Annotated in this window: 20 protein-coding genes; 10 read left to right on the forward strand and 10 right to left on the reverse strand. The window is 67.6% G+C overall.

The window, feature by feature from the left end; all coding sequences use genetic code 11:
• Window positions 1-102: 102 nt before the first annotated feature.
• Complete coding sequence (locus tag WMF36_RS33280; RefSeq protein ID WP_437574808.1) at window positions 103-1,716, reverse strand: DUF1552 domain-containing protein; 1,614 nt, start codon at window positions 1,714-1,716, stop codon at window positions 103-105.
• Complete coding sequence (locus tag WMF36_RS33285) at window positions 1,713-3,473, reverse strand: DUF1592 domain-containing protein (protein ID WP_437574809.1); 1,761 nt, start codon at window positions 3,471-3,473, stop codon at window positions 1,713-1,715. The genes WMF36_RS33280 and WMF36_RS33285 overlap by 4 nt, the downstream gene beginning before the upstream one ends.
• Window positions 3,474-4,104: 631 nt before the next feature.
• On the opposite strand from WMF36_RS33285, the gene WMF36_RS33290 reads away from it, so the two are divergent.
• From WMF36_RS33290 to WMF36_RS33310, 5 genes are all read left to right on the forward strand, one after another.
• Window positions 4,105-5,466 carry a serine/threonine-protein kinase gene (locus WMF36_RS33290; protein ID WP_437574810.1) on the forward strand — a complete coding sequence of 454 codons (1,362 nt, stop codon included), beginning with the start codon at window positions 4,105-4,107 and terminating at the stop codon, window positions 5,464-5,466.
• An 11-nt stretch (window positions 5,467-5,477) separates the two neighbouring features.
• Entirely contained in the window at window positions 5,478-6,413 is a 936-nt protein-coding gene (locus WMF36_RS33295) for a PEGA domain-containing protein (RefSeq protein ID WP_437574811.1), read from the forward strand.
• The gene (locus tag WMF36_RS33300) at window positions 6,410-7,120 is read left to right on the forward strand and encodes a hypothetical protein (protein WP_437574812.1); all 711 of its coding nucleotides are present in this window, start codon (window positions 6,410-6,412) and stop codon (window positions 7,118-7,120) included. The genes WMF36_RS33295 and WMF36_RS33300 overlap by 4 nt, the downstream gene beginning before the upstream one ends.
• A gap of 111 nt (window positions 7,121-7,231) precedes the next feature.
• Window positions 7,232-7,381 (forward strand): hypothetical protein, encoded by a 150-nt coding sequence (locus WMF36_RS33305; protein ID WP_437574813.1) that lies wholly within the window; start codon window positions 7,232-7,234, stop codon window positions 7,379-7,381.
• A 236-nt stretch (window positions 7,382-7,617) separates the two neighbouring features.
• On the forward strand, window positions 7,618-9,018 hold the full coding sequence (locus WMF36_RS33310; protein WP_437574814.1) for a hypothetical protein: 1,401 nt from the start codon (window positions 7,618-7,620) through the stop codon (window positions 9,016-9,018).
• Between the two features lie 325 nt (window positions 9,019-9,343).
• Here WMF36_RS33310 and WMF36_RS33315 read toward each other — a convergent pair whose 3' ends face one another.
• Window positions 9,344-10,447, reverse strand: a complete 1,104-nt coding sequence (locus WMF36_RS33315; RefSeq protein WP_437574816.1) for an HNH endonuclease — start codon at window positions 10,445-10,447, stop codon at window positions 9,344-9,346.
• A 147-nt stretch (window positions 10,448-10,594) separates the two neighbouring features.
• Here WMF36_RS33315 and WMF36_RS33320 point away from each other — a divergent pair, with 147 nt between their 5' ends.
• On the forward strand, window positions 10,595-11,017 hold the full coding sequence (locus tag WMF36_RS33320) for a hypothetical protein (RefSeq protein ID WP_437574818.1): 423 nt from the start codon (window positions 10,595-10,597) through the stop codon (window positions 11,015-11,017).
• Here WMF36_RS33320 and WMF36_RS33325 read toward each other — a convergent pair.
• Both WMF36_RS33325 and WMF36_RS33330 read right to left on the reverse strand, forming a co-directional pair.
• Window positions 10,968-11,531: a cysteine hydrolase family protein gene (locus WMF36_RS33325; protein WP_437574819.1), complete on the reverse strand. Its 564-nt coding sequence runs from the start codon at window positions 11,529-11,531 to the stop codon at window positions 10,968-10,970. The two genes, WMF36_RS33320 and WMF36_RS33325, sit on opposite strands and share 50 nt — an antisense overlap.
• Window positions 11,528-11,854 (reverse strand): hypothetical protein, encoded by a 327-nt coding sequence (locus WMF36_RS33330; RefSeq protein ID WP_437574821.1) that lies wholly within the window; start codon window positions 11,852-11,854, stop codon window positions 11,528-11,530. Before WMF36_RS33330 ends, WMF36_RS33325 begins: the two co-directional genes overlap by 4 nt.
• A gap of 194 nt (window positions 11,855-12,048) precedes the next feature.
• On the opposite strand from WMF36_RS33330, the gene WMF36_RS33335 reads away from it, so the two are divergent.
• On the forward strand, window positions 12,049-12,297 hold the full coding sequence (locus WMF36_RS33335; RefSeq protein WP_437574822.1) for a hypothetical protein: 249 nt from the start codon (window positions 12,049-12,051) through the stop codon (window positions 12,295-12,297).
• 197 nt (window positions 12,298-12,494) lie between these two features.
• On the opposite strand, the gene WMF36_RS33340 is transcribed toward WMF36_RS33335, so the two are convergent.
• Genes WMF36_RS33340 through WMF36_RS33350 form a run of 3 tightly spaced genes read right to left on the reverse strand, consistent with a single transcriptional unit; the run spans window position 12,495 to window position 13,554 of the window.
• Complete coding sequence (locus WMF36_RS33340; protein WP_437574823.1) at window positions 12,495-12,641, reverse strand: hypothetical protein; 147 nt, start codon at window positions 12,639-12,641, stop codon at window positions 12,495-12,497.
• Window positions 12,638-13,180 (reverse strand): hypothetical protein, encoded by a 543-nt coding sequence (locus WMF36_RS33345; RefSeq protein WP_437574825.1) that lies wholly within the window; start codon window positions 13,178-13,180, stop codon window positions 12,638-12,640. Before WMF36_RS33345 ends, WMF36_RS33340 begins: the two co-directional genes overlap by 4 nt.
• A complete protein-coding gene (locus WMF36_RS33350) occupies window positions 13,177-13,554 on the reverse strand; it encodes a hypothetical protein (protein ID WP_437574826.1) in 378 nt (125 codons plus the stop codon). The genes WMF36_RS33345 and WMF36_RS33350 overlap by 4 nt, the downstream gene beginning before the upstream one ends.
• 813 nt (window positions 13,555-14,367) lie before the next feature.
• Here WMF36_RS33350 and WMF36_RS33355 point away from each other — a divergent pair.
• Both WMF36_RS33355 and WMF36_RS33360 read left to right on the forward strand, forming a co-directional pair.
• Complete coding sequence (locus tag WMF36_RS33355; RefSeq protein WP_437574827.1) at window positions 14,368-15,096, forward strand: trypsin-like peptidase domain-containing protein; 729 nt, start codon at window positions 14,368-14,370, stop codon at window positions 15,094-15,096.
• Window positions 15,097-15,567: 471 nt separating this feature from the next.
• The gene (locus tag WMF36_RS33360) at window positions 15,568-16,062 is read left to right on the forward strand and encodes an RNA polymerase sigma factor (RefSeq protein WP_437574828.1); all 495 of its coding nucleotides are present in this window, start codon (window positions 15,568-15,570) and stop codon (window positions 16,060-16,062) included.
• A 632-nt stretch (window positions 16,063-16,694) separates the two neighbouring features.
• Here WMF36_RS33360 and WMF36_RS33365 read toward each other — a convergent pair.
• Window positions 16,695-17,711 carry an IS1 family transposase gene (locus WMF36_RS33365; RefSeq protein WP_437574829.1) on the reverse strand — a complete coding sequence of 339 codons (1,017 nt, stop codon included), beginning with the start codon at window positions 17,709-17,711 and terminating at the stop codon, window positions 16,695-16,697.
• Between the two features lie 287 nt (window positions 17,712-17,998).
• Here WMF36_RS33365 and WMF36_RS33370 point away from each other — a divergent pair, with 287 nt between their 5' ends.
• Window positions 17,999-18,337 (forward strand): hypothetical protein, encoded by a 339-nt coding sequence (locus WMF36_RS33370; protein ID WP_437574830.1) that lies wholly within the window; start codon window positions 17,999-18,001, stop codon window positions 18,335-18,337.
• A gap of 313 nt (window positions 18,338-18,650) precedes the next feature.
• Here WMF36_RS33370 and WMF36_RS33375 read toward each other — a convergent pair whose 3' ends face one another.
• Window positions 18,651-19,721 (reverse strand): hypothetical protein, encoded by a 1,071-nt coding sequence (locus WMF36_RS33375; protein ID WP_437574831.1) that lies wholly within the window; start codon window positions 19,719-19,721, stop codon window positions 18,651-18,653.
• Window positions 19,722-19,992 lie beyond the last annotated feature (271 nt).

Here is a 19,992-nt window from a genome sequence, read left to right on the forward strand (position 1 = left end):
CCCGGCTCTCCGCGCGCCGCGCCCCCGATGAGTGCCGGACGCCGCCCGCCCGGCGCGCTCCCCGCGTCTCGCGAGCCCCCCCCGAGGACCTGAAGCAGCCCGTCACGCCTTGATGGCGTCGAGCTCACCCGGGTTGCTGATGCCTGGCCCGTCGATGACGTTGCCTGCGCCATCCGTGGCGAACGACGGAGCGCTGCCACCGAAGCCGACCGAGACCGCATCCGACACGCCGAAGCGATCGACCGGAGCCCAGTCGGGCGTCCCGGCGCCGAGCGCGTTGATCAAGGTCGTATAGAGCTTGTTCAACGGGACGGTTCCGCCCGATGAGCCGGTGTTGCCGCTGTTGTTCTCGGCCTCCCCGCCGCCCGCGCAGCTGGCTTCGCTGTTGCCCACCGCGAGGTTGCCGCCCGCGAGGTTCACCGCGACGCCCTGCTTGAGGTAACCGCCGGCGCCGCCGGCGATCACGATGGGCAAGTTGTTGGTGTTGTGCGCGTTGCCATCGGCGAGCTCCGGCAGCCACATGATCGCGGAGTTGTCGAGCATGGTGCCGCCCCCCTCCTCGATGCTGTCGATGGTCTTGACCAGCTTGGCGTAGCGGCCCGCGTACCAGCGGTCGATCTCGTGGATCTGCTCGAGGACGCCGCTCACGCACTGGCCGCCCGTGGCGGCGCTCCCGTTCCGGTGCGAGAGCCCGTGATGATCGTGAGTGTGGCTGATGCCGTCCCACTTGAACGTCACGAAGCCCGGCCACTGGAGCACGATGGAGCGGTTATTGTCGCACATCATCGTGAGGGCGATGAGGCGGATCATCATCTCGCTGCCCAGCGTGTACACCGTCTCGCTGTTACCGCCGAAGCCGCCGCCGCGGGCGGGGTAGCCCGCCGCCGTGAGGGCAGCGTCCGTGACGCCGAGCGCGGCTGCAGCCTCCGCGGTGCAAGCAGAGGGGAGGACCCGCTGCTCCGTCTCGCGGAGCAGGGCGAGCCAGTCATCGACCTTCCTCCGATCGGCGCCGCTCATTTTCCGGGCCTTGAGGGCGTTCAGATCATGGGTCACGAGATCGATGATGCTCTCGCCGCGAGCCACGCGATGATCCGCTTCGGTCTCGGAGCCGCTCGCGAAGAGCCCGGTCAGGCTGCTGTACACCGTGCGAGCGTTGGTCACGGGGGCGAACGGCGTATTCGACGCCGAGTACGACACGATGCCCTTGACGTTCGTGAAGGCATTGCCGACGGAGAGCACGAGCGGGATCTTGTTGGTGCCCTGGTTGAAGCGGCGCGCGATCTCGTGGTCGAGCGAGTGCGACAGCGCCCAGTGCTCCCCGGCGGGATCGAGGGGCGCGCAGGTCAGCTTGCTGCCCATGCCCTGATCGTGGGGATCGAAATGCACGGCGCCGTCCACCTTGTTGTTGAAGCCGCTCAGGGGCATCGCGAGCCCGCGCGGGAAGAGCAGCTTCGCCGCGTAGGGAGCGAGCGGGGCGAGGGTTCGAGGCTTCCCATCCGCCTGCACCGTCTCCAGGGACGCCGCGGTGACGCTTCCGGCCCCGTTCTCGATCGCCGGGAACCAGCGGTTCGTCAGGCAACCGTTGTTTGTGTAGAAGATCACCAGGCGCCGCGGCGATGGGGCTTCCTGCGCTCGCGCGGAGCGGACGAGCGAATTCAAGAAGGGAACCGCGAGCGCTGCGCCACCAATTCCGCGCAGGAATAATCTTCGGTTCACGGCGCCACCTCCGTCTGTAGTGCACGATATCGGAACGACTGACTTTGCGTGAGGTCTGCGATCAGGTCGAGCACGGTGTAGCCGCCCTGGGTGAGCTTGGCGGTCAGCTCGTCCACGGTGCAGGAGTCTTCGTTGTTGAGCTCGCGCTGGTAGGCGAACGAGACCCACTTCCGCACGTAGCACCTGTGCGCCTCCGGGGAGCTCGCGATGGCCTCGGAGAGCGCCACCGGGCCGTCGAGCTCCACGATGTTCTCGCCCATGTCGACGCTCACCCGTGTGTCGATGGGCGCGCCGGAGAACGACTCCGTCTGCTGGTAGGCGCCCACGGCGTCGTACGCCTCGAGCGCGAAGCCCGTCGGGTTGATGTACGGGTGATGGCAGAACTTGCAGGTGTCTCCCGCCGTCTGTGCGTCGACGCGAGCGCGGTTGGTCGTGAGGTTGTCATCCGTGGGCAGCGGCGTGCCTTCCACCATCGGTGGTGGCGGTAGGATGTTCGCGCAGAGGATCTCTTTCTGCAAGAACGCGCCGCGCAAGATGGGCGACGTCCGGTCGTACCCCGAGTGCGACACGAGGAAGCCCAGGCGAGTGAAGAGGCCGGAACGCTGCGTCGGGTCGAGATCGACCGGGACGAGCTCCGCGCCGTTGAACTGCGCAGGATCCAGGTCATAGAGCGGCGCCAAGGAGGCGTTGACGAAGCCCACCGGCGTGGTGACGAGCTCCTGGAACGTGCCGGCCTGGTCGAAGACCACGTGCTCGACGAAGCGCTCGGTCTCCTTCGACAGAAGGGGGACCATCGAAGCATCGAAGTCCGGGAAGGCGGCCGGGTCACGCTGGATGTCCGACCAGCGCGTGCCGGGCCCCATGTGGAGGTAGTGCTCATGGAAGCCTTTGACCATCGCGCGGCTCTTGGGATCCGCCAGCATTCGCTGCGCCTGCGCGAGAATTTGCTCCGGCGTGAGCAGCGCGCCCTCGTCTGCTGCGGCGAACAGCGCGTCGTCCGGCATGCTCCCCCAGAGCAAGTACGAGAGGCGCGACGCCACCTCGTGACTGTTCAGCGCGAAGTACTCGCCCTCGGGCTCCTCGCTGATCTCTGCTCGCGTCAGGAAGGAGGGCGAGAGCAAGAACGCCTCGATGATCAGCTGGGCGCCGTCGGCGAACGAGCCGGTCGGCGTGAGCGCCTGGCGGCGGGCGTAGAGGGCCTGGAAGAGCCCTCTCTCCTCGTCGGTGAGCGGGCGCCGGAAGGCGCGCCGTCCCAGCGTATCGATGAGCTGGTGCGCGCACGCGGTGCCGTCGGCGTCCGGGGTGCAGGGGATGGTCCTGGCTCGCGCGCTGGGGTCTGCCATGACCGCCGCCGCCACGGTCGCTGCGGCGGTTTTGTACCCATCCCACGCGCGCTGATCGACGCTCCCGACGCCGTCCGGCGCGAGCATCGACGACGGCTGGTTGTCGATGCCGACCAGATCGCGAATCGTGTTGTCGTACTGCCCCCTCGTCAGACGCGGCAGCGCCGACGTTCGCGGGACCCCCGGCACGCACACCGTCGGCTCGACGTCGGGGTTGCCACCCGTCGAGCCGCTCCCGCCGGTGCCGGCGCCGCTGCCGGCTCCGCTGCCGGCTCCGCTGCCAGGCCCGCTGCCGGGCCCGCTGCTCCCCTCGACGTCGTCTCCGCCGCCGATCATTGCGGTGCAACCGGACATGGCTGCACAACTCGTCGTGAGCAGCGCAGGAACGATGAACCGTCTCGCCCACGTGTTCATAGCACTCACCTCATCCGGGGGGCGCTTACATCGGCCATCGCCCAGACATAGAATGCCCTGTCATGGGCCGCAGATCACTATTTTTCTCGTATTTTCGTGGTGGCGCAAGTTTGCTTCTGCCACGAAATTCCCTCGGGCGAGACGTTCTGGGGGCCGGCCTTGTCGAACCGCGCGCCGTACTCCGCCTCCGTGCGCTCCGTGCGCTCCGTGCGCTGCTTGCCCGGACGACACGCGCATCGTGCGGATATCGGACAGCTTCGAGAGGGTGTGTCGACGAGGGTGTGCGACCGCAAGATCGATTGATTTCATCAGGGTTTCAAGGACTCACGCGCGCTGTGGTGCGCCACCTTCGACGGGGCGTGGTGCCCTCCGCGGCACCCCTTGGTGTAGCGAACTGTCACGAGGGCTCTGCGCAGCGCGGCCCCACGCCACGATGCGCCACGCCGACGCCAGCTCATGCCCCCGTAACCCCTCGAGCGAGACGCTGGCTCGCCGCATGCAAGCCGGCTCCGGCATGAGCAACACGGTAGGAATGGGTGAGGCCACACAGCCATCGCCGTGCCTGATCGCCCCATCCGAGGCAATCCGCCACAGCGCGCCGTCGAGCTCGGAACGCGGGCCGCTGCCCGGGATGCAGGTGAGCTCGCAGCTCCGGCTCCTCCGCGCGCTCGGTCAAGGCGGCATGGGGAGCGTCTGGCTCGCCGAGCACGCCGCGCTCAGGACGCAGGTCGCCGTGAAGTTCCTCCGCGACATCTACGTCGATCACCCGCTCGCCGTCGTCCGCCTCCGGCGCGAGGCGGAGGCCGCCGCCCGGATCCAGAGCCCGCATGTGGTGCGGGTGTTCGACCTCGGGCTCACCGACCAGGGGGTCCCGTACATCTTGATGGAGCACCTCGAAGGCGAGACGCTCCAGGACCTCGTCGAGCGGCGCCAGCGGCTCTCGCTCGACGAGGCGGTCTCCATCCTGCGCCAGACCTGCGCTGCGCTGGCCAAGGCGCACGAGTCGGGCATCGTTCACCGCGACATCAAGCCCGAGAACATCTTCCTCGTGGAGGGCGAGCGCGAGCCGTTCGTGAAGGTGCTCGACTTCGGCATCGCCAAGAACACCGTCGAGGAGGCCGAGCGGCTCACGCTCACGGGCGCCATCATGGGGACGCCGCACTTCATGTCGCCGGAGCAGATGGCGGGCGGAGCGCGGGTCGGGCCGCACAGCGATCTCTGGGCCCTCGGCGTCGTGGCCTACTTCTGCCTGACCGGGCAGATCCCCTTCGGCGGGGCCACCATCGCGGCGGTGGCGGTCGCGATCGACCGCGGGTCGCCCCCGCCGCCGTCCCGCTTCGCGCCGGGCCTGCCGCCCGCGATCGACGCCTGGGTCCTCTCGCTGCTCGAGCCGGACCCGGCGCGCCGCGCCCAGAGCGCCCGCGCCGTCCTCGATGCGCTGGACGCCGCCGTCGCCGCCCCGCGCGACGCGCGGCCCTCCCCCGGCCCGACCGAGCTCATGCCCCCGCGCGACACCCTCACGTCGAGCGAAGGCTTCTCGTCCCTCGTCACCACGCTGATGCCCTTCGGCACCCTCGGCTCCACCTCGCCGCGGCAGCGGACGCGGGCGCGCTCCTGGGCCGTGGCGGCGGCCGCCGTGATGGGGATCAGCACCCTCGCCTGGGCCGGCATCACCCGGACGACGGCGCCAACGGCGCAGGCCGCGTCGCTCGCCATGATCGGGGCCGGGCCGTCGGCGCGCCCCGCCCTCGCCGCCGAGCCCGCGGCCGAGTGCGCGACGAGCGCGCCGCAGGCCGCAGCCGGCGCGCCGCCCCCGGCCACGGCGCCGCAGGCCGCAGCCGGCGCGCCGCAGCCCGACGTGCAGCCTGCCGCCGTGGTGCAGGCCGCGGCGCCGGCCGCCCCCGGGGCGCCGGGCGCCGCGCAGGCGGCGCGCGTGGCGCCGGTCAAGCAGGTGGCCACGCGCACACGCCCGCGCCGCGATCTCGGATTCTGACGGGGGAATGCATGCACTCCGGGCCCAGGACCCTGATGATGATCGCCGGCCTGATCATCGCGGCTTCACCGGCGCGCGCCGGCGAGGACGCGGTCGCCGCCGGCGGCGAGGCGGACGAGCAGGCGCGGATCGAGGCCCGGGAGCTCGTGTACATGGGCGACGAGCTCTTCGCCCAGAAGAAGTACGCGGAGGCGCTCCGCACCTACCAGCGCGCCGAGAGGCTCGTCTGCGTGCCCACGACCTCCATCGAGGTGGCGAAGACGCTCGCCGCGATCGGGCGGCTCAGCGAGGCGCGCGAGCTCGCGTCGACGATCGCCGCGTCGCGCGCGCCCCCCGGAGAGCCCTGGCCGTTCACGCAGGCGCGGCGCCGCGCCGACGCCCTGCACAGCGAGCTCGACGACCGCATCCCCCGGCTGAAGGTGAGGCTCACGCCGAGCCCCGCCGGCGCCCGGCTCAAGGTCGACGGCCAAGAGGTGAAGACCTCCGCCGAGGGGTCCCTGATCGATCCGGGCAACCACTGGGTTGAGGTCGAGGCCGACGGCTACGTGGGCGCCCGGCAGCGGGTCTATGTCCCGGAGCGGGAGGTCACGACGCTCGACGTCGCCCTCACCCCGGAGGCTCGCTCGGGCGGCGCCTCGGCGTGGGCCATCGGCGGGTTCGTCGCCTCGGGCGCCGGGCTGGCCGTGGGGCTCGGCGCGGGCGCGGCCTACCTGAGCGCGAGGAGCGACCTCGAGGAGGCGTGCCGGCAGCGCGCCCCGGGCTGCTCCGACGACGCGCGAGGCAGCGCGAACGCGGTGGGGTGGGTCTCGAACGTGGGGTTCGGCCTCGCCATCGCCGGCGCGGCCGTCGGGGGGCTCGCCCTCGGGCTGGAGAGCGCGCGGGCGCCGGCCTCGAGCGTCACGTGGGCGGTCGGCCCGGGCTACATCGGCGTGCGGGGAACGCTATGAAGGCGCGCTCCGCGGTCGCCTGCGCGCTCGCCGCGTGGGTCGCCGGGTGCCAGGTCGTCGCCCCGCTGCCCGGCGGCGAGGGCAGCAGCCTCGCGACCGGCGGAGGCAGCGTGGAGAGCGACGCCGACAGCGGCGCCCGCGACGCCGACGGCGAGGCGAGCCAGGACAGCGGCGTCCCTCCCGAGGCCACGACACCGCCGCTCCAGCCGCAGGAGATCGGCCCCTGCGAGATCGCCGCGTGCTCATCGCACTGCGCCGCGTCGCTCGATCGCTGCGAGCTCGCGCCGCAGTATCCGTCGGTCGAGGCGTGCTGCGCCGTCTGCGAGGCGATGCCGTCGCCCCCGGACTACGTCGCGTGCCGGCCGGTGGAGACGGGCGATCCCGCCGGCTGCACCGGCGCCGGGCTGCTCGGCCCGGACGGCGGCGACGGGTGCGTCGGGCGGTGCGAGGCGCTCTGCACGCTCTACGCGGCCGTGTGCCCGCGCGAGCTCGCGGAGATCGCGGCCTGCGAGGCCCTCTGCGCGGTCTTGCCGGCGCCGCAGGTGTTCGACGCGTGCGGCTCGCTCACGGCCGAGGGCTCGCTCGGGTGCAGCACGCAGCAGATCTACGCCGCGCTCGGCGCGGTCGACAAGAAGGCGCGCGACAAGGTGTGCCGCGACATCCTGGAAGGCCGCTGCCCCCACCCGGCGTGCGCGGACGGCGACTAGCTCGATCCTGCCTCGCGAACGGCACCGCAAGCGGGGGAGTCTGCCTGCTCTCCGCCGGTGCGTTCGCCTGGGCAGCCGATCCTTGGGAGCGGGAAGCGCTATGGCGCGGAGTTGCTGCTCCGGCGCGCCCGCGAAGACGAGGACGCTTTCCTCGAGATCGAGTGGCCCGCCCCGGAGGCACCGCCGCGCCTCGATCTGCGCCGGCGTGCGCGCGAAATCGACCTCGTGCCGTTTCTCCGCGGCCGCAACGTCGGGGAGTGAAGCCGCACCTCCAATCACCTCGCGAAGGCGGCCAAAGCCCCGGTGGAGCGAGACGGTCGCCCCGCGGCGGCCTTCCCTGCTGCTCACGGAGGTAGGGACCCGCGGCGGGCGAGGGTACGTGGTCGGCGTCGCCGTCGGCGCCGACTCGCGCTGTGGCCTCAGCCGTCCGGGGTCGCCACGCACAGCACTTGGGTCCGGTTGCTATGGTTCCACCCTCAGCGGAAAATGCGCCGGGCTTGCGTGGCCTGGATCATTGGGCGATCCTCGGCAGTTACATGAAGTACTTCGCTGGCTACAACGACGCCTTGGATCCTGTAGAGGATCGCGAACCGAAGCGGCTCAAGCCTGTCGATCCGGGGCTCGACTGTCTTCCCTTCGATCATCTCGAAGATCGCCGCTTCGAGACGCTAACCTACAGACTCAAGCTGGCCGAGCACGCGAGCCGGGCGCGTGTTTTTCTGATGCAGGGAGTCGGGGAGCGCGGTCGCGACGTTGTGGTGTACACGCCAGATGGACGCCTGGCTGAGATCGTTCAGTGCAAGAGGCTACGCAGCAGGATGACTGCTCCTGAGCTTCGGCGGGAGCTTCTCAAGCTGGCGATACACGCCTTCTTGGAGCCTGAAATACTTGGACCTGGTCCCGTGAGGTACGAGCTGTGGTGCCCGGGTGGCTTGGCTGAGCCAGCGCTCGATCTGATTGCGCGGTGGCCAACGCAGTGGACTGAGGACAAAATCGGTGAAGATGCGTTGAAAGTATTGGGCGAGTACACGGCGTTCTCAGGGCTCAGTTGGGAGTCTGCGAAGGCGTATGTGGTTGATGAGTTTTCTCGTGTCGTTACGGTGACTCTGCAAGAGGGTGTAGATATCTCCGTAAGAGCTCGTCGGGAGACTGCGGTCTACCAAGACTATTTTCAGGCGAACATTGTACTGTCTGCTAATGATACCAAAGAAACGCTGCGTCATAACTTTGATGCCGTCGATGAGCGGTTGCGGCGACTTGAGTTTTTGCACGCGTGTGAAAAACCGCTCAGGGACCTGTGTGTGGTGCTATTTCTGAAACAACCGATTTTGCCAAGTGTCGTTGGTGATTTTGTGTTCTTTGTCGAATTTTGTGGTCACCGCGGTCCAGGGCGACGGGCGAAATTGTCTCTCGCGGTGTGGAGTCATTACCCCGTTGCGTTTCTTGGTGGCGGGCGCGAACTCTTGTGGGGGACCTGTGTGTCCGCGTGGGACCACTCTCCACTGCGGCGCTTCTACTTCATGTGTTCGGGAACTATGGACAGGTCTGTACATCGCATAGAGACTCGGGTCGTGGTTGAGCAGGAAATAAGTTTTGCTACTCTCGAATCTATGGAAGACGCTTACATTTCGCCGATTATTCCATGTGCTCTCTGGGAAAATTTGGAAGGGTTCATTGTTGCGGCAAATGGCTACGAGCTGGTGCGAGCCACCGCTGATACCTGCGTTCCTCTCGAACGCGACTGGAAAGATTTTCCGGGTGAGTTCCCGGACACGCTTAGGGGAACGCCGCTGGTGCATCTGTCACGAAAGACCGCGCTGACTGATACCAACGGACCCAACTGGACGGGGTTCCGCGCGTCCTTCACACCTACTCCGTCGCTGATGACGGGCGCGTGACGGTAGCAGACTGGTGCAGTGGGTGCGTGACGACGAGTTCTGCTTCAACTCGACAACGGCTTCGGGCTACCCGCACGAGCTCGCGCGGCGCCAGCGTGTTTTTGTGGAGCGCTCGTTAAGTCTACGGGATCCACCGGTCGCCACCGCTGGAGTTCCCGAGCGCGGCCCCCGGGTCGAGCTGGCGGAGCTCGGCCCCTAGGTCGAACTGGCGGAGCTAGGCTTCCCGACCTACTCGGCGCGGCTCAGTACCTACCGGCGCCACCTGCCGGAGGCAATCGTCCGGCTCCGCATCGCGTACGACGCCCCGAGCGCGTGCGGCGTGAACCTACGTTGAGCCGTCTCGGCTACGTCTCATACGCTTCGCGAGTTCCGTGTGTTCTAGCGCCTTATTCCCGGTTCGATCGATGCTGAACTCGTGGGCATCGAAAAACAGTCCCTCTTTCAGCGCGATGTGTCCAAGTTGTACAACAAACGACCATTCGCCGTACAGAGCCACTAGGCCGACGAGTGCTGGTGGGTCGTAGAAAAGCGCGACTGCATGGGCGCGGGTTGGTATAATTGGCTTGGCGTCGCGACGCATTTGTACAAAGCGCGTGTCGACGGCCAATTGCCCCGATTTAACTAATTTGGAACGGATAACGTTGTCTCCGCAGATGTACGACCGTATTTCGTCGAACTCAGTACTAAGTGCGAGCTCGGTGCCTTTTTTTGCCGCGAGGTAGTTGAACGTAATTTTTGCTACCGCTCGGAACGTGTCATTGAGTCGAAACTTTAGGTGGGCTTCGATACTCGGCCGCTCGATTGTGCTGTGCTTTGCTTTGTTCTCTTGAAGCTGTTCCTTGATTCTGTTCCACTGTCTGTCCAGCAGTTCCAGAAACTGGATGCCTGTTTCGTGGGTTTTGGCGCGTACGTAGAGATCGTTGCTCCGGTGCTGCACGACTCTGGGAGTGGTAGCCTTGTCGGCGTTGTCGGTGCGTATGAACGTTCTAAGTAGGCGCCCAGTTACTTGTCTACTATCAACTACTTTGACGAAGCTATCCTTGTCTTGCTCTCTGCTACCAAAAAAATTAAAGTAATCTTTGACGTGGTGCAGTTGTGGCGGCAGATGGCTGCGCATCTCGTTGACTAGTTGTGCTTCGAGCCATAAATTTTCTTCTGAATCGTAGTGAAAGTGACTGCCGCCTACTCTTGTTGTGTGTGAGCTCGACTTGGTGTAGGCTGCCCGCGAAATTGCCGTTAGAAATTGCTCGGCGAGTGCTTGATCAATTGTCGAGAAGCTTTGGTTGCAGCCTTTGCAAACCGTGGGTCTTTCTGTGCCGTCGCTAAGCGTCGTGAGATCGCCTCCAAGACTGTAAGGGAGTACGTGCTCTTTGGACGGCGGCCGATCGTTGCGGCAGTAGATGCAGCGGCGGGGGTACTCACGGCTCATGTGTGTTGCCTCACTGGATCCTGCTTACGTCGGGAGGGGGCACGGACTTGAGAAACCGGCGCACACGATCTAGGGTGGCCTTCTCGTTCAGGATCATAGACTACCCCAAGTCATCGCCGCTCGGTTTGCGCCCAGGGGGCCGGCCTGGTGCGGCTGTCGCTCAAGCGCGCCTTTGCCGACGGGACCGTCGCGGTCGATATGGACCCGCTCTCGCTCCTGTGCCGGCTCGCGGCCACCGTCCCGCCGCCGCGGTTTCACACGGTCAAGTACGCGCGGGGTAAGCGCCCGGCCAACGGCATCGTGACCCTCCCGGCGGCGCCGGTTACGAAGAAGCTTGTTGACCCCGGTTGCTCCGGCTCGTCGAGAAGCAAAGCCATGAGGAGCTGCGCAAGGCGGCACACGCCGCGAGGGGGGCCGGCCGCCGCGAGCGGAGCCCGGATCGCACGGTTGGCAACCAGCCGCGTGCTGAGCGAGGCGATCGGGCTGTACCGCGCCGCGGGCTACCGCGAGGTCGAGCCGTTCAACGGGGAGCCGTACGCGCACCACGAGCTGGCCACTCCGCGCACGTAACGATTTCCGCTCCCCTGCTGGGAAAGACGGTGTTGACGAGGAGCTCGTGCACCGCCGGGTCCGGGTCGGCGCACCCGTCGCGGAGCACGGTCAGCCCGTAGCCCCGGTCCGACGCGTCGTACAGCGTGGCCGCGACCATGGCGCTCGTCGCGACACCAGTGAGCGCGAGCGAGTCCACGCCGCGGGCGCGGAGCACCAGATCGAGATCCGTTCCTGCGAACGCGCTCGTGCGCCGCTTGAGCACGACGACGTCGTCCGCGGTGACCTCCAGCGCGACCTCCGTACCCGGCGAACCCTCGTGGAACAGGTCACCGGCCCGGTGGAAGGCCGCGAAGACCTCACCCGCCAAGTCCGCGCCGTTGGCCCGAAACGCGGTACGCACGAACACGACCAGCACCCCGGCTGCGCGGGCTCGCGGCAGCAGCTCGGTCACCGGCGGCACCACGGCCTTCGTGAACGGGTAGTTGTCGAGAATCCCGACCTGGAGGTCACCGACGATCAGCGCGCTACTCATGGTGCGAGCTTCTCCATCCGGCGGCCCACCGTCAACAGCACACCGACGCCGGAACGGTCGTCGAGGTTCGCGGGGCAGGTCTTCTGCCCCCCCTCGGCGATCAGGCCTTGCCTCAGGCACGACCCTCGATGGCCCGTCGACCGGCACACGCACCACGTGCTCGCCTGCGTCGTCGTGCGCGTCCAGCGGCGCGCCACGCGTGCGCCTCTCATCGGCATGCCCGTGCGCTCGACGCGCGGCGCGCGGCGCGCGGCGCGCGACCATCGATGGCCCGACGCGCGGCGCACGCGCCACGTGCTCGTCTGCGTTGTCGTTCGCGTCAAGCGGTGCGCCACGTGCTCGCCCATCCGCGCGGGTGCTCGCGTCTGCTAGCCGCCCACGTTGGCGCGCAAGCTGATCGGACCGCGCTCTGCGAAGCCGCAACAGCCCGCGAAGGCGGACGACGAGCCCGCTCCCAGACGCAAGGGGGGCGGCTACCGGGCGGTCGACGACCCGCGCCGAGCTTCTGCGCCGCACGTTGGCGCTCGATGTCCTCGAGTGCCCGGCCTCCAAGGGCAGGATGAAGCTCGTCGCCATGATCACCGAGCCGAGCAACATCGCCCGCTTCCTCACCGCGCTCGGTGAGCCGACCGACGTTCCAGGCCGCTCACCCAACCGAGGGCCGCCCTACTGGGGGTTCGGGGCGCAGGGCGCCGCTGGCGACCCGGAGCCCCGAGCATTGAAGAGCACCGTCCTGCGCCGCAAGGCGCTCGGGGACGCCGCGTAGCCGCAAGAACATCCCGGGCCAGACCAACGCCCGGAGGGCGATGTATGCCCGCGGCACGCCGATGCGCCCCTTGGCGCGCTCTACGCCGCGCGGGGCCCGCTCTTTCGACCCATGAACGACGCGTCGCGACGCGCGCGGTCCCGCCACTTCGATTCGCCGCGCCACACTTCTTCGCGCAGCGATCCGGCTTCTTTTACCTACGCGCCCTGATCCTCGTCACCCACGAGGAGCCTCTCGACCTCGTCGTCCTCCTCGTCGTCGAGCGCCTCCGCGATGCCCTCCACCGCGTCGTCGATGTCGACTCCGATCGCCTCGTACGTCTCTTTCAGGTTCCTGTCTCTCATGACGTCTCTCCGATGCCCGCGGCCCAGTCCAGCACCGCGAACCAGTCTTCGTTGCCCAGGCGCGCCTGGATGCGCGCGCACAAATCCTCGTCGTCGAAGACCTTTTGCAGGGCCCGCTTCAGGGGCTGGATCTTCGGGTCTTCGGCGCCTCCTGGAAGCATCGCGACGACGCGCTGGAGCGGCACGCCGAGGAGCTTGTAGAGCTCCGTCTCGCGCGCGTTCGCGTTCTTGAGCCGCTCGATCGCGATCTCCTTCTGGCCCTGCACGATGGCCAGGCTCGCGCTCGTCTCGGCTGCCTTCGTCAGGAGCTCGTTGGCCTTCCGCTGGTCGTCGTAGAGCTCCGCGATCCGCCTGTCGCGGTCCTTGATGGTCGCTTCGCGCGCCTGGATCGTCCGCTCCAGAGAGTCGATCTGAGAGCGGGCGTCGGCCGCACCCCGGCTGTAGACCGCCCCGAGCTCCGAGGCGAGCTGATGGACGTCGATCGTCACGACCTGCTGGGTAACGACGGACGATGAGCCGGCGCGCGGCTTGGCGCTCATGCCGAGCCCTTCTTGGGATTCGCGACCCGCTCCTCGGCCCGGCGGCGCTCGGTCTCGGCCTTGTGCTTCAGGCCGAGCGACCGGCCGGCGTTCGCGCTGCTGGCGTTCGTCGAGCCGATGAGCGCCGAGCGGCACAGGCCGCGCAGGGTCGGGTTGGCGTCGCCCGCGAGCAGCGCGCCCAGGCCGCTGACCGCGGCCGTCGCGACCTTCACCGTGTCGCCGTCGTTGTGCCGCGCATCGGCGTACGAGACGCCGGACGCGATCGCGTTCGTCAGCGGCACCTCGACGACGAGGGGCATCGCTTCGTTCGCCTGGGCGTCTTCAAGGGCGACGACCAGATCAGCCTTCGACGCGCTCGCCAGCGCCGCGTCCATGGGGAGTGCGAGAGTGCCAGCCACAGGGAACCTCCTTCGTTCGAGCCGAGCTCGTTCGACGGAGGCTTAGCGTGCTGGCGAGGTGTCCCCCGCGGTTCCTACTCTGAAGGAGGTGTACTCGGACTCAGAGTACATAGTTGATGTGCGACGGTTTCCCGTGGAGATCCCGTGTGGTAGTGTTGGAGCTGCTTATGAAGGCCCGCCGGGACAAATCGTACTCTGAGGCCGTCGCGTGGCTCCGGTCCGATCCGCGGGTACGCGCCCCCGTCAGCCGCTCCCGGAGGAGCGACTTCCGCCGCATCGCCGCCCTGGGTGACACCTGGGGGGCACCCTCGATGCCCTCGGCGCGCCGTACTACGTGGTGCGATGGGTCGCCGGGCCTGGACGCGGGACGTGGAGGAGCGTGAGCGACGCTACCGGGCGGGGTGCGACGCCCTGTGGCGGGAGGTGCCGTGGAGCTGGGCCGCGTGGCTCCGGCTCCAGGCTACGGGCCGACCGGTCCGGCCGGCGCCGCCGCGGCACGTTCTGCGGTCGTTGTCAATCCTGCAAGTGCTACCCGAAGCTGCTCGGCGCTAAGACGAGGCTGCGCCGTACGGCGGTAGCCAAGCCAGGCGCTCCGAGGGGTGCCCCTTTGTGACGGGGGCGCAAGTACCGCAGCTACCCCACCTTCGACTAGCATGATGCCGAGGGAGGCTGTCGATGCCTGACGAACCTGTAAGCGGATCGAGTACGCACGATAGAGCGCCAGAATGGGAGGACCTCGCGCGAGAGCTGCCACCGCTCCAACATCTCCGCGACGCTTGGCTTCCCGTCGTGGAGGTAGACGCCCCAGTCGCTTTCCCGATCATACACTGGCACCGGCTGGCGGATGGCCGCTACTCAATTGACCCTGGCGACCAGGGATCCGCGTTCTTCATTTCGATGGGCCCCGTTGGCGGAGTGTTCCTGACCGCGAAGCATGTCGTGGAAACGCAGTCTTCCGACAAGCCCTATTATTTACTGATTTTGGACTCGATCGACGAACCGAAATCCTTCTACTCAGCCCGGGTTCAGGGGGTCGAATTACATCCCGATTACGATGCGGCGGTCGGGCTCGTGCGGTTAATAAAGCCAGTAAAATGTCTGAGCGTCGGTCGTCGTCAACTCCAGCCTGGAGAGCCCTTTGTGACCTTTGGGTATCCGAACACACAGCTCGTTGAATTTTACAACGACGAGCAGGAGCGATGTCTTGGCATCAACTACGCTCCAGCGCAGGTGAACGGTTTTGTGGCCGACTATCAGGATAACGAACGTCGGTTTGGTCCTGTGTACATTCACGAAACCCGCCTCGCATGTGGTATCAGCGGCGGTCCACTGATCTGTGCGACGGATGGTTTGGTGTACGCCCTCAACAGTCTTGGCTACCCACCAGACTGTGAGCTGGCACTCGCGATCGCACCGTTGCTCGACTGGCGGGTCAAACTCCTCGACGGGATGACGCTCGGCGAGTTCCTCACCCTGCACGAAAGAACTGCAGGAGTAACACCAGCGGGCACTGAGTAGCGCAGTCTGAACCCCGCGTCTCGGATGTCCCGTTCGCAGGACAACTGGCCCGTCAAGTAGATCGTCGCCGTCTGTGTCGGCGCAGGCATCAATCGGTGCGCCGCCTTCGAGCGTGACGCCGGCCTTCGGGCGCGTCACGAGAGTTTATGGCCAGAGCGGGCACAGCCTGCACGGCGGCGACGAACTCGCGCTGCTTCGGCTGTGTGGGCGGCGACCGCTATCCGGAAGCCCGGGACGCGCCGCGGTGGATTGTGACCGCGGGCCTAGGTAGACGGGGCACGTTGCAGAAAAAAGTTCGCCCGCGCTCGTCCTTCTGGCCGCACGCGTCGCCAAGACGGCCGTGGAGCGCATCCTGGCGCCAGGCGTGGTTGTCGCTGACCGCTGCCCGAGCTGCGGGAGCTCTGGGTGAAGCGCCCGCGGAAGGGGGCTCGCCGCCCGCCTGCCGCGTAACATCCCCGGAAGAAGCCGACGATGGAGGCGATCCTGGCTGAGCGCGGGATCGTGCTCGCCACGCTCGCGGGCATCCCGAAGCGCGACCGCGCCGACGTGGAGCAGCAGGTGCTCATGGGCGCGTGGCGCTCAGTGAAGCGCGGCAAGTACCGGCCCGACCCGAAGGATAAGCCGCGGGACGCGCTCCGGAAGTGGCTCCACGGCATCGCCTGGCGGCAGGCGGCGCACTACTTCGACAGCGCGTGGGTGCGTCGCGCCGTCCTGCACGCGGAACCGCTCGGCTTGCTGCGCGAGCCGGCCGGCCTGAACCTGGAGGCGCAGCTCCAGGCGTGCGAAACGCTGGAGGCACTGGCCGATCTGCCGGACTGGCAGCGAGAGATCCTGCTCGCTGTGGACCTTCCGGAGTCGCTCGTCGCGTACGCGCGGTCCCGCGGCATGCACCCCGGCACAGCGGCGAGCCGGCTCAGGATCGCCCGCGAAGCGCTGGCGCTGAAGCTCCGGCGGTGGCGCCGATGAGCAAGCCCAGGAGCGGCTCCGCCTTCCGATTGACGGCCGGACGCGAACGCCACGGCCGAGCTAAACACTCGAAACTACAGCACAATGTAGTTGTTAGCAGAAACTAACAAGTGAGCATTGATGCTCATAACCCAACTAGGGTATGATGCCCTAGGCGCCGGGGCCCGTCGCGCTCCCTTGACGGAGCGAGCGATGCGCGTGTAGGGTGACCCCCGTCAAGTTCACGTCGCTTAGGCGACGCATGAATAAGACGGGGAGCCAACGGTTCCAGCCGCGGGCTCCCCTTTCAACACCGAAGTGTTGCGCGGTGGTTCAGCCCCACCGAGTTCAGATGTGTATCTAGCGCAAGCTGGGTACTGACGTCAAGGGGCTGATCCGCCTTCGCAATCAAGCGGAGGGTTTGTGTCCCGACGTCGTCGTGAGAAGACGGTCCATTCAAAGACCGCCCATAAACGCATTCCTATCTTCAAGCTCCCGTTCGACGCTTCGAACGGGTCACGTGACGAACCGCCGCACGTGAACTTGCACCGAGCGATGAAGCAGCTCGTTCTGCCCATCTTCGGTCCGGGTTGCCCTCCACCCATCGATCCGAGCCTGCGTCGCGTAGAGCGACCGCGCCACTATCGGCGTCGCTAGTCGTCCAGGTCACCGAACAACGACAGTTGAACCCCCCGCCTCGGCTTCGGGGCGGGCGGCGGCTCTGGCTCTGTGGGTGCCACGGGCGCAGCCGGCACGCTGCCGACCAGCCGGAGGAAGCCCCGGCCGTTCGGCAGGGCCCTGGCGGGCGTCGTAGGCGCTCCGGCGGGCAGCTCCGGCAGCTTCAGCGCCTTCGGCTTCGGCGGCTCCGTGGACGCCTCAGCGAGCGCCGCGGTAACGAGCTCCTCGATGCTCCAGACGTGATCGGTCAGCCCGGCCTCCATGGCGGGCGTCACACGGTGCGCCTCGTGCGGGCGGCAGAAGTTGTAGAACGCCATGTGCAACGCGACGGCCGCCTTGTGGTGCGGGAGGCGCTTGCTGAACCCGTTGCAGAGCCGGGTGAACCGGCGGATGTGCATCCGGATCGTGAGATTCTGTCGCTCGATGTGGCTCGTGCTGGCGCGCTTCATGTCGGGCACCCCGAACACGGGCGTCTTCGTGATGAACGGCTCGCGCGGCGGCTCGTAGCGGTGGTCGTCATCCTTGCGAACCTTCCGGTTGTAGCGCTTGACGACCTGGGCGTAGTCGACCGAACCCGCAAGCGCGAACGATGAGCCGACCGCAGCGACGTAAGGCGCCCAGCCGTCGCTGTAGAGCTGCGGGACCGTGACCAGCCGAGCGCGTAGATCGGTGATGAACGCGCTCGTGTTCTCCTCATCGCGCTTCCCGACGCGGTAGCTGATGACCAGCTTCGACGCGCTCGCCATGCCGACGAAGGTGTACGCATCGCCGCGCTCCGCAGGATCTGTGTCCGTCACCCGAGACTGCTTTTTCTGGACGTAGCTCCAGATCTCGTCCACCTGGATCGTTCGACAGTCGACGTCGCGCAGCAGCAGCGACAGGATCGCCGGTTGGCTCACGCCGGTGAGCCGCGACGTGGGGCGGATACCCGCCCCCTCGACGAGATGAGCGACGACCTCGACGCGCTTCGCCATGGGCAGCACGTGTGCCATGCAGAGCCTTGCCTCTCCCCCTGGGCCGGCCCATCATGCGGCAGCGACGCGCGCTCTGTGGGCCACCACAGGGTGTGTTGCAGCCCCGTCTCGGGTTCCAGCCGAGGCGGGGCGCTTTGCTAAGTACCGTGCAAGGTAGCACGAAAAGCCTATGTTTCACGGCGTTTCGGTGCGGATAGGACACGCGCTGTCATAGCCAGAGCGCGTGATCGCAGCCTGTTTGACGGCACTTTGGCGCGATGGCGCCTGACCAACCGGACGCGCGGCCGGCGTGGTAGGCTCGCCGCATGCGCGTGCGGATCATACTGGAAAACGTCGGCCACACCATGTCAAAGCTCATCGAGCTACCCGAGCCGCCGAAGGTTGGCGATGTTGTCACCGTCGACCGCGGTCGTCAGCGCGTCGTCGGTCGCGTAGAGCACGAACCGGAGACCGACGTACACGTGGTCAGTCTGACGGAAGACGAGTACGACCTGGAGATCTACCTACATCCGCGCATACACCTTGAGCACCTTGCGGGGATGATGGAGGACGGGTGGGAGATCGAAGGCGAGGAGGAGCTCAGGCGAGAGCTCCGCGAACGACTCTCACGTCAAGGCGATCCAGGGCCCATTGCTCAAAATTGAGCACTACCCCGGACGAGGCGCCCGGCTGAGTTGCAACTCCGGCCAGGACCTCGAACGAAGCCGCGGGGGGAGTTGCAACTCCGGCCGGGACCCCGGACGAGGCGCCCGGCTGAGTTGCGACTCCGGCCAGGACCTCGAACGAAGCCGCGGGTGGAGTTGCAACTCCGGCCAGGACCTCGAACGAAGCCGCGGGTGGAGTTGCAACTCCGGCCAGGACCTCGAACGAAGCCGCGGGGGAGTTGCAACTCCAGATCGCCTCGTTCGAGCATCCCGGACCTGAACAGGTGAATACTCTCCACGGATGTGCCGTCCGCTACACCGGTAGCGGCGTCTCGGTGCCCCGGGTCGCCGGTGTCGCCCCGCCACCCGCGCCGGGTGTCGCCCCGCCACCCGCGCCGGGCGTCGCCCCGCCACCCGCGCCGGGCGTCGCTGTCGCTCCGCCGCCCGCGCCGGGCGCCGCATCCCCACCCGCGGGCGCCGCCGGCTCCTTCTTCGTTCTCTTCCGGCCCTGGCCGACCCGTCCGACCACGTAGAGCGACGGAAAGCGGGCCTCCCGTTGGGGATCATACCGCAGGAAGCGCAGCCCCAGCTCCTGCACCTCGATATAGAGCGGCTTGGCGAGCGTCCACGCGCGTTGGAGCAGGTCGTAGGCCTCGCGTGCCTTGGGGCTCAGCGCCGCGCCGAGGACGGTCAGGATCTGGGACGCGAGCCGCCGGGCATCGGCGAGGTCGGTCGCGCGGTAATGGATCGGGTCCTTGGACACGATGTCATGCTGGGCCTGGTAGATGTCCGCGTAGCCGAGGAGATCGTACGCGCGATCGAGGTAGCCGGTGCCGGCGCTGAGGCGGCGGAGGACGGGGCCGAGCTCCGGGCCGTCGCCGAAGAAGTGCTCGCAGACCTTCTGCAGGCGGGACTCGACCTCCGCCGACTCCTTGTCGAGAGCCGCCGACAGCTTGGCGCCGCTTGTGAACGCGCCCGCGGCGTCCGCCTGCCGATAGGCGTGGAGGAGGATGAGCGCGAGCGCCTTCAGGTGCTCGAGGTTATCGAGCTGGAACTCCCCCTGCGCGGCCGCGCCTCGGTACAGCGCGACGAGCGGCGGGGCCTGCGTGAGCGCGTGCACGGTGAGGAGGGCGCGGCTGGCCGACTCGATGTCGAGGCGCGGGACTTCCAGTCGATCCGGCGTGATGGCGGTGAGGCGCGGGCGATACGCGGCGACGAGCTCCTCGGCCAGCTCGGGATCGTAGCCGTGGGGCTCGGCCACGAAGCCCGCGAGCTGGGCGGATAGGGTGGTGACCGCGGACGGCGCGAACGCCAGCGGGTCGGTGCCAGGAACGAAGACGGACGCCGGGCCTTGCCGGCGCGAGGTTTTGTTGTTGGTAGCCATGATCAAGCGAGGCTACGGGCGGAGTGGCTCCATGGGGAACCGACGGGCACGATCCCGACGCCGCGCGGACGCGACCAGACGCGCGGGCGAACACGCCTTCTCGCCCCCTTTCTACCGCCCGGACGTTCAAACGGTCCGCACGCGCCGGGCACGGCGTCGGCCACTGGCCGAGCACGGGCGCGTCGCGCGCTGGCGGGAGCCGCGCTCGAGCGCGGGTTCGGGTGTCGATCATTCGCTCTGCCTCATCGTCTTTCAAGTCGCGCCGGAGGTG

The sequence above is a fragment of the Sorangium sp. So ce887 genome, assembly GCF_051521455.1.
Taxonomy (GTDB): domain Bacteria; phylum Myxococcota_A; class Polyangia; order Polyangiales; family Polyangiaceae; genus Sorangium.

Excerpts from the sequence above, each read along its gene's own strand:
- WMF36_RS33285 (WP_437574809.1), bottom strand. The coding sequence starts at position 3,473 with ATGAACACGTGGGCGAGACGGTTCATCGTTCCTGCGCTGCTCACGACG.
- WMF36_RS33290 (WP_437574810.1), top strand. The coding sequence starts at position 4,105 with ATGCAGGTGAGCTCGCAGCTCCGGCTCCTCCGCGCGCTCGGTCAAGGC.
- WMF36_RS33295 (WP_437574811.1), top strand. The coding sequence starts at position 5,478 with ATGCACTCCGGGCCCAGGACCCTGATGATGATCGCCGGCCTGATCATC.
- WMF36_RS33300 (WP_437574812.1), top strand. The coding sequence starts at position 6,410 with ATGAAGGCGCGCTCCGCGGTCGCCTGCGCGCTCGCCGCGTGGGTCGCC.
- WMF36_RS33315 (WP_437574816.1), bottom strand. The coding sequence starts at position 10,447 with ATGAGCCGTGAGTACCCCCGCCGCTGCATCTACTGCCGCAACGATCGG.
- WMF36_RS33325 (WP_437574819.1), bottom strand. The coding sequence starts at position 11,531 with ATGAGTAGCGCGCTGATCGTCGGTGACCTCCAGGTCGGGATTCTCGAC.
- WMF36_RS33340 (WP_437574823.1), bottom strand. The coding sequence starts at position 12,641 with ATGAGAGACAGGAACCTGAAAGAGACGTACGAGGCGATCGGAGTCGAC.
- WMF36_RS33345 (WP_437574825.1), bottom strand. The coding sequence starts at position 13,180 with ATGAGCGCCAAGCCGCGCGCCGGCTCATCGTCCGTCGTTACCCAGCAG.
- WMF36_RS33350 (WP_437574826.1), bottom strand. The coding sequence starts at position 13,554 with ATGGACGCGGCGCTGGCGAGCGCGTCGAAGGCTGATCTGGTCGTCGCC.
- WMF36_RS33360 (WP_437574828.1), top strand. The coding sequence starts at position 15,568 with ATGGAGGCGATCCTGGCTGAGCGCGGGATCGTGCTCGCCACGCTCGCG.
- WMF36_RS33365 (WP_437574829.1), bottom strand. The coding sequence starts at position 17,711 with ATGGCACACGTGCTGCCCATGGCGAAGCGCGTCGAGGTCGTCGCTCAT.
- WMF36_RS33370 (WP_437574830.1), top strand. The coding sequence starts at position 17,999 with ATGCGCGTGCGGATCATACTGGAAAACGTCGGCCACACCATGTCAAAG.
- WMF36_RS33375 (WP_437574831.1), bottom strand. The coding sequence starts at position 19,721 with ATGGCTACCAACAACAAAACCTCGCGCCGGCAAGGCCCGGCGTCCGTC.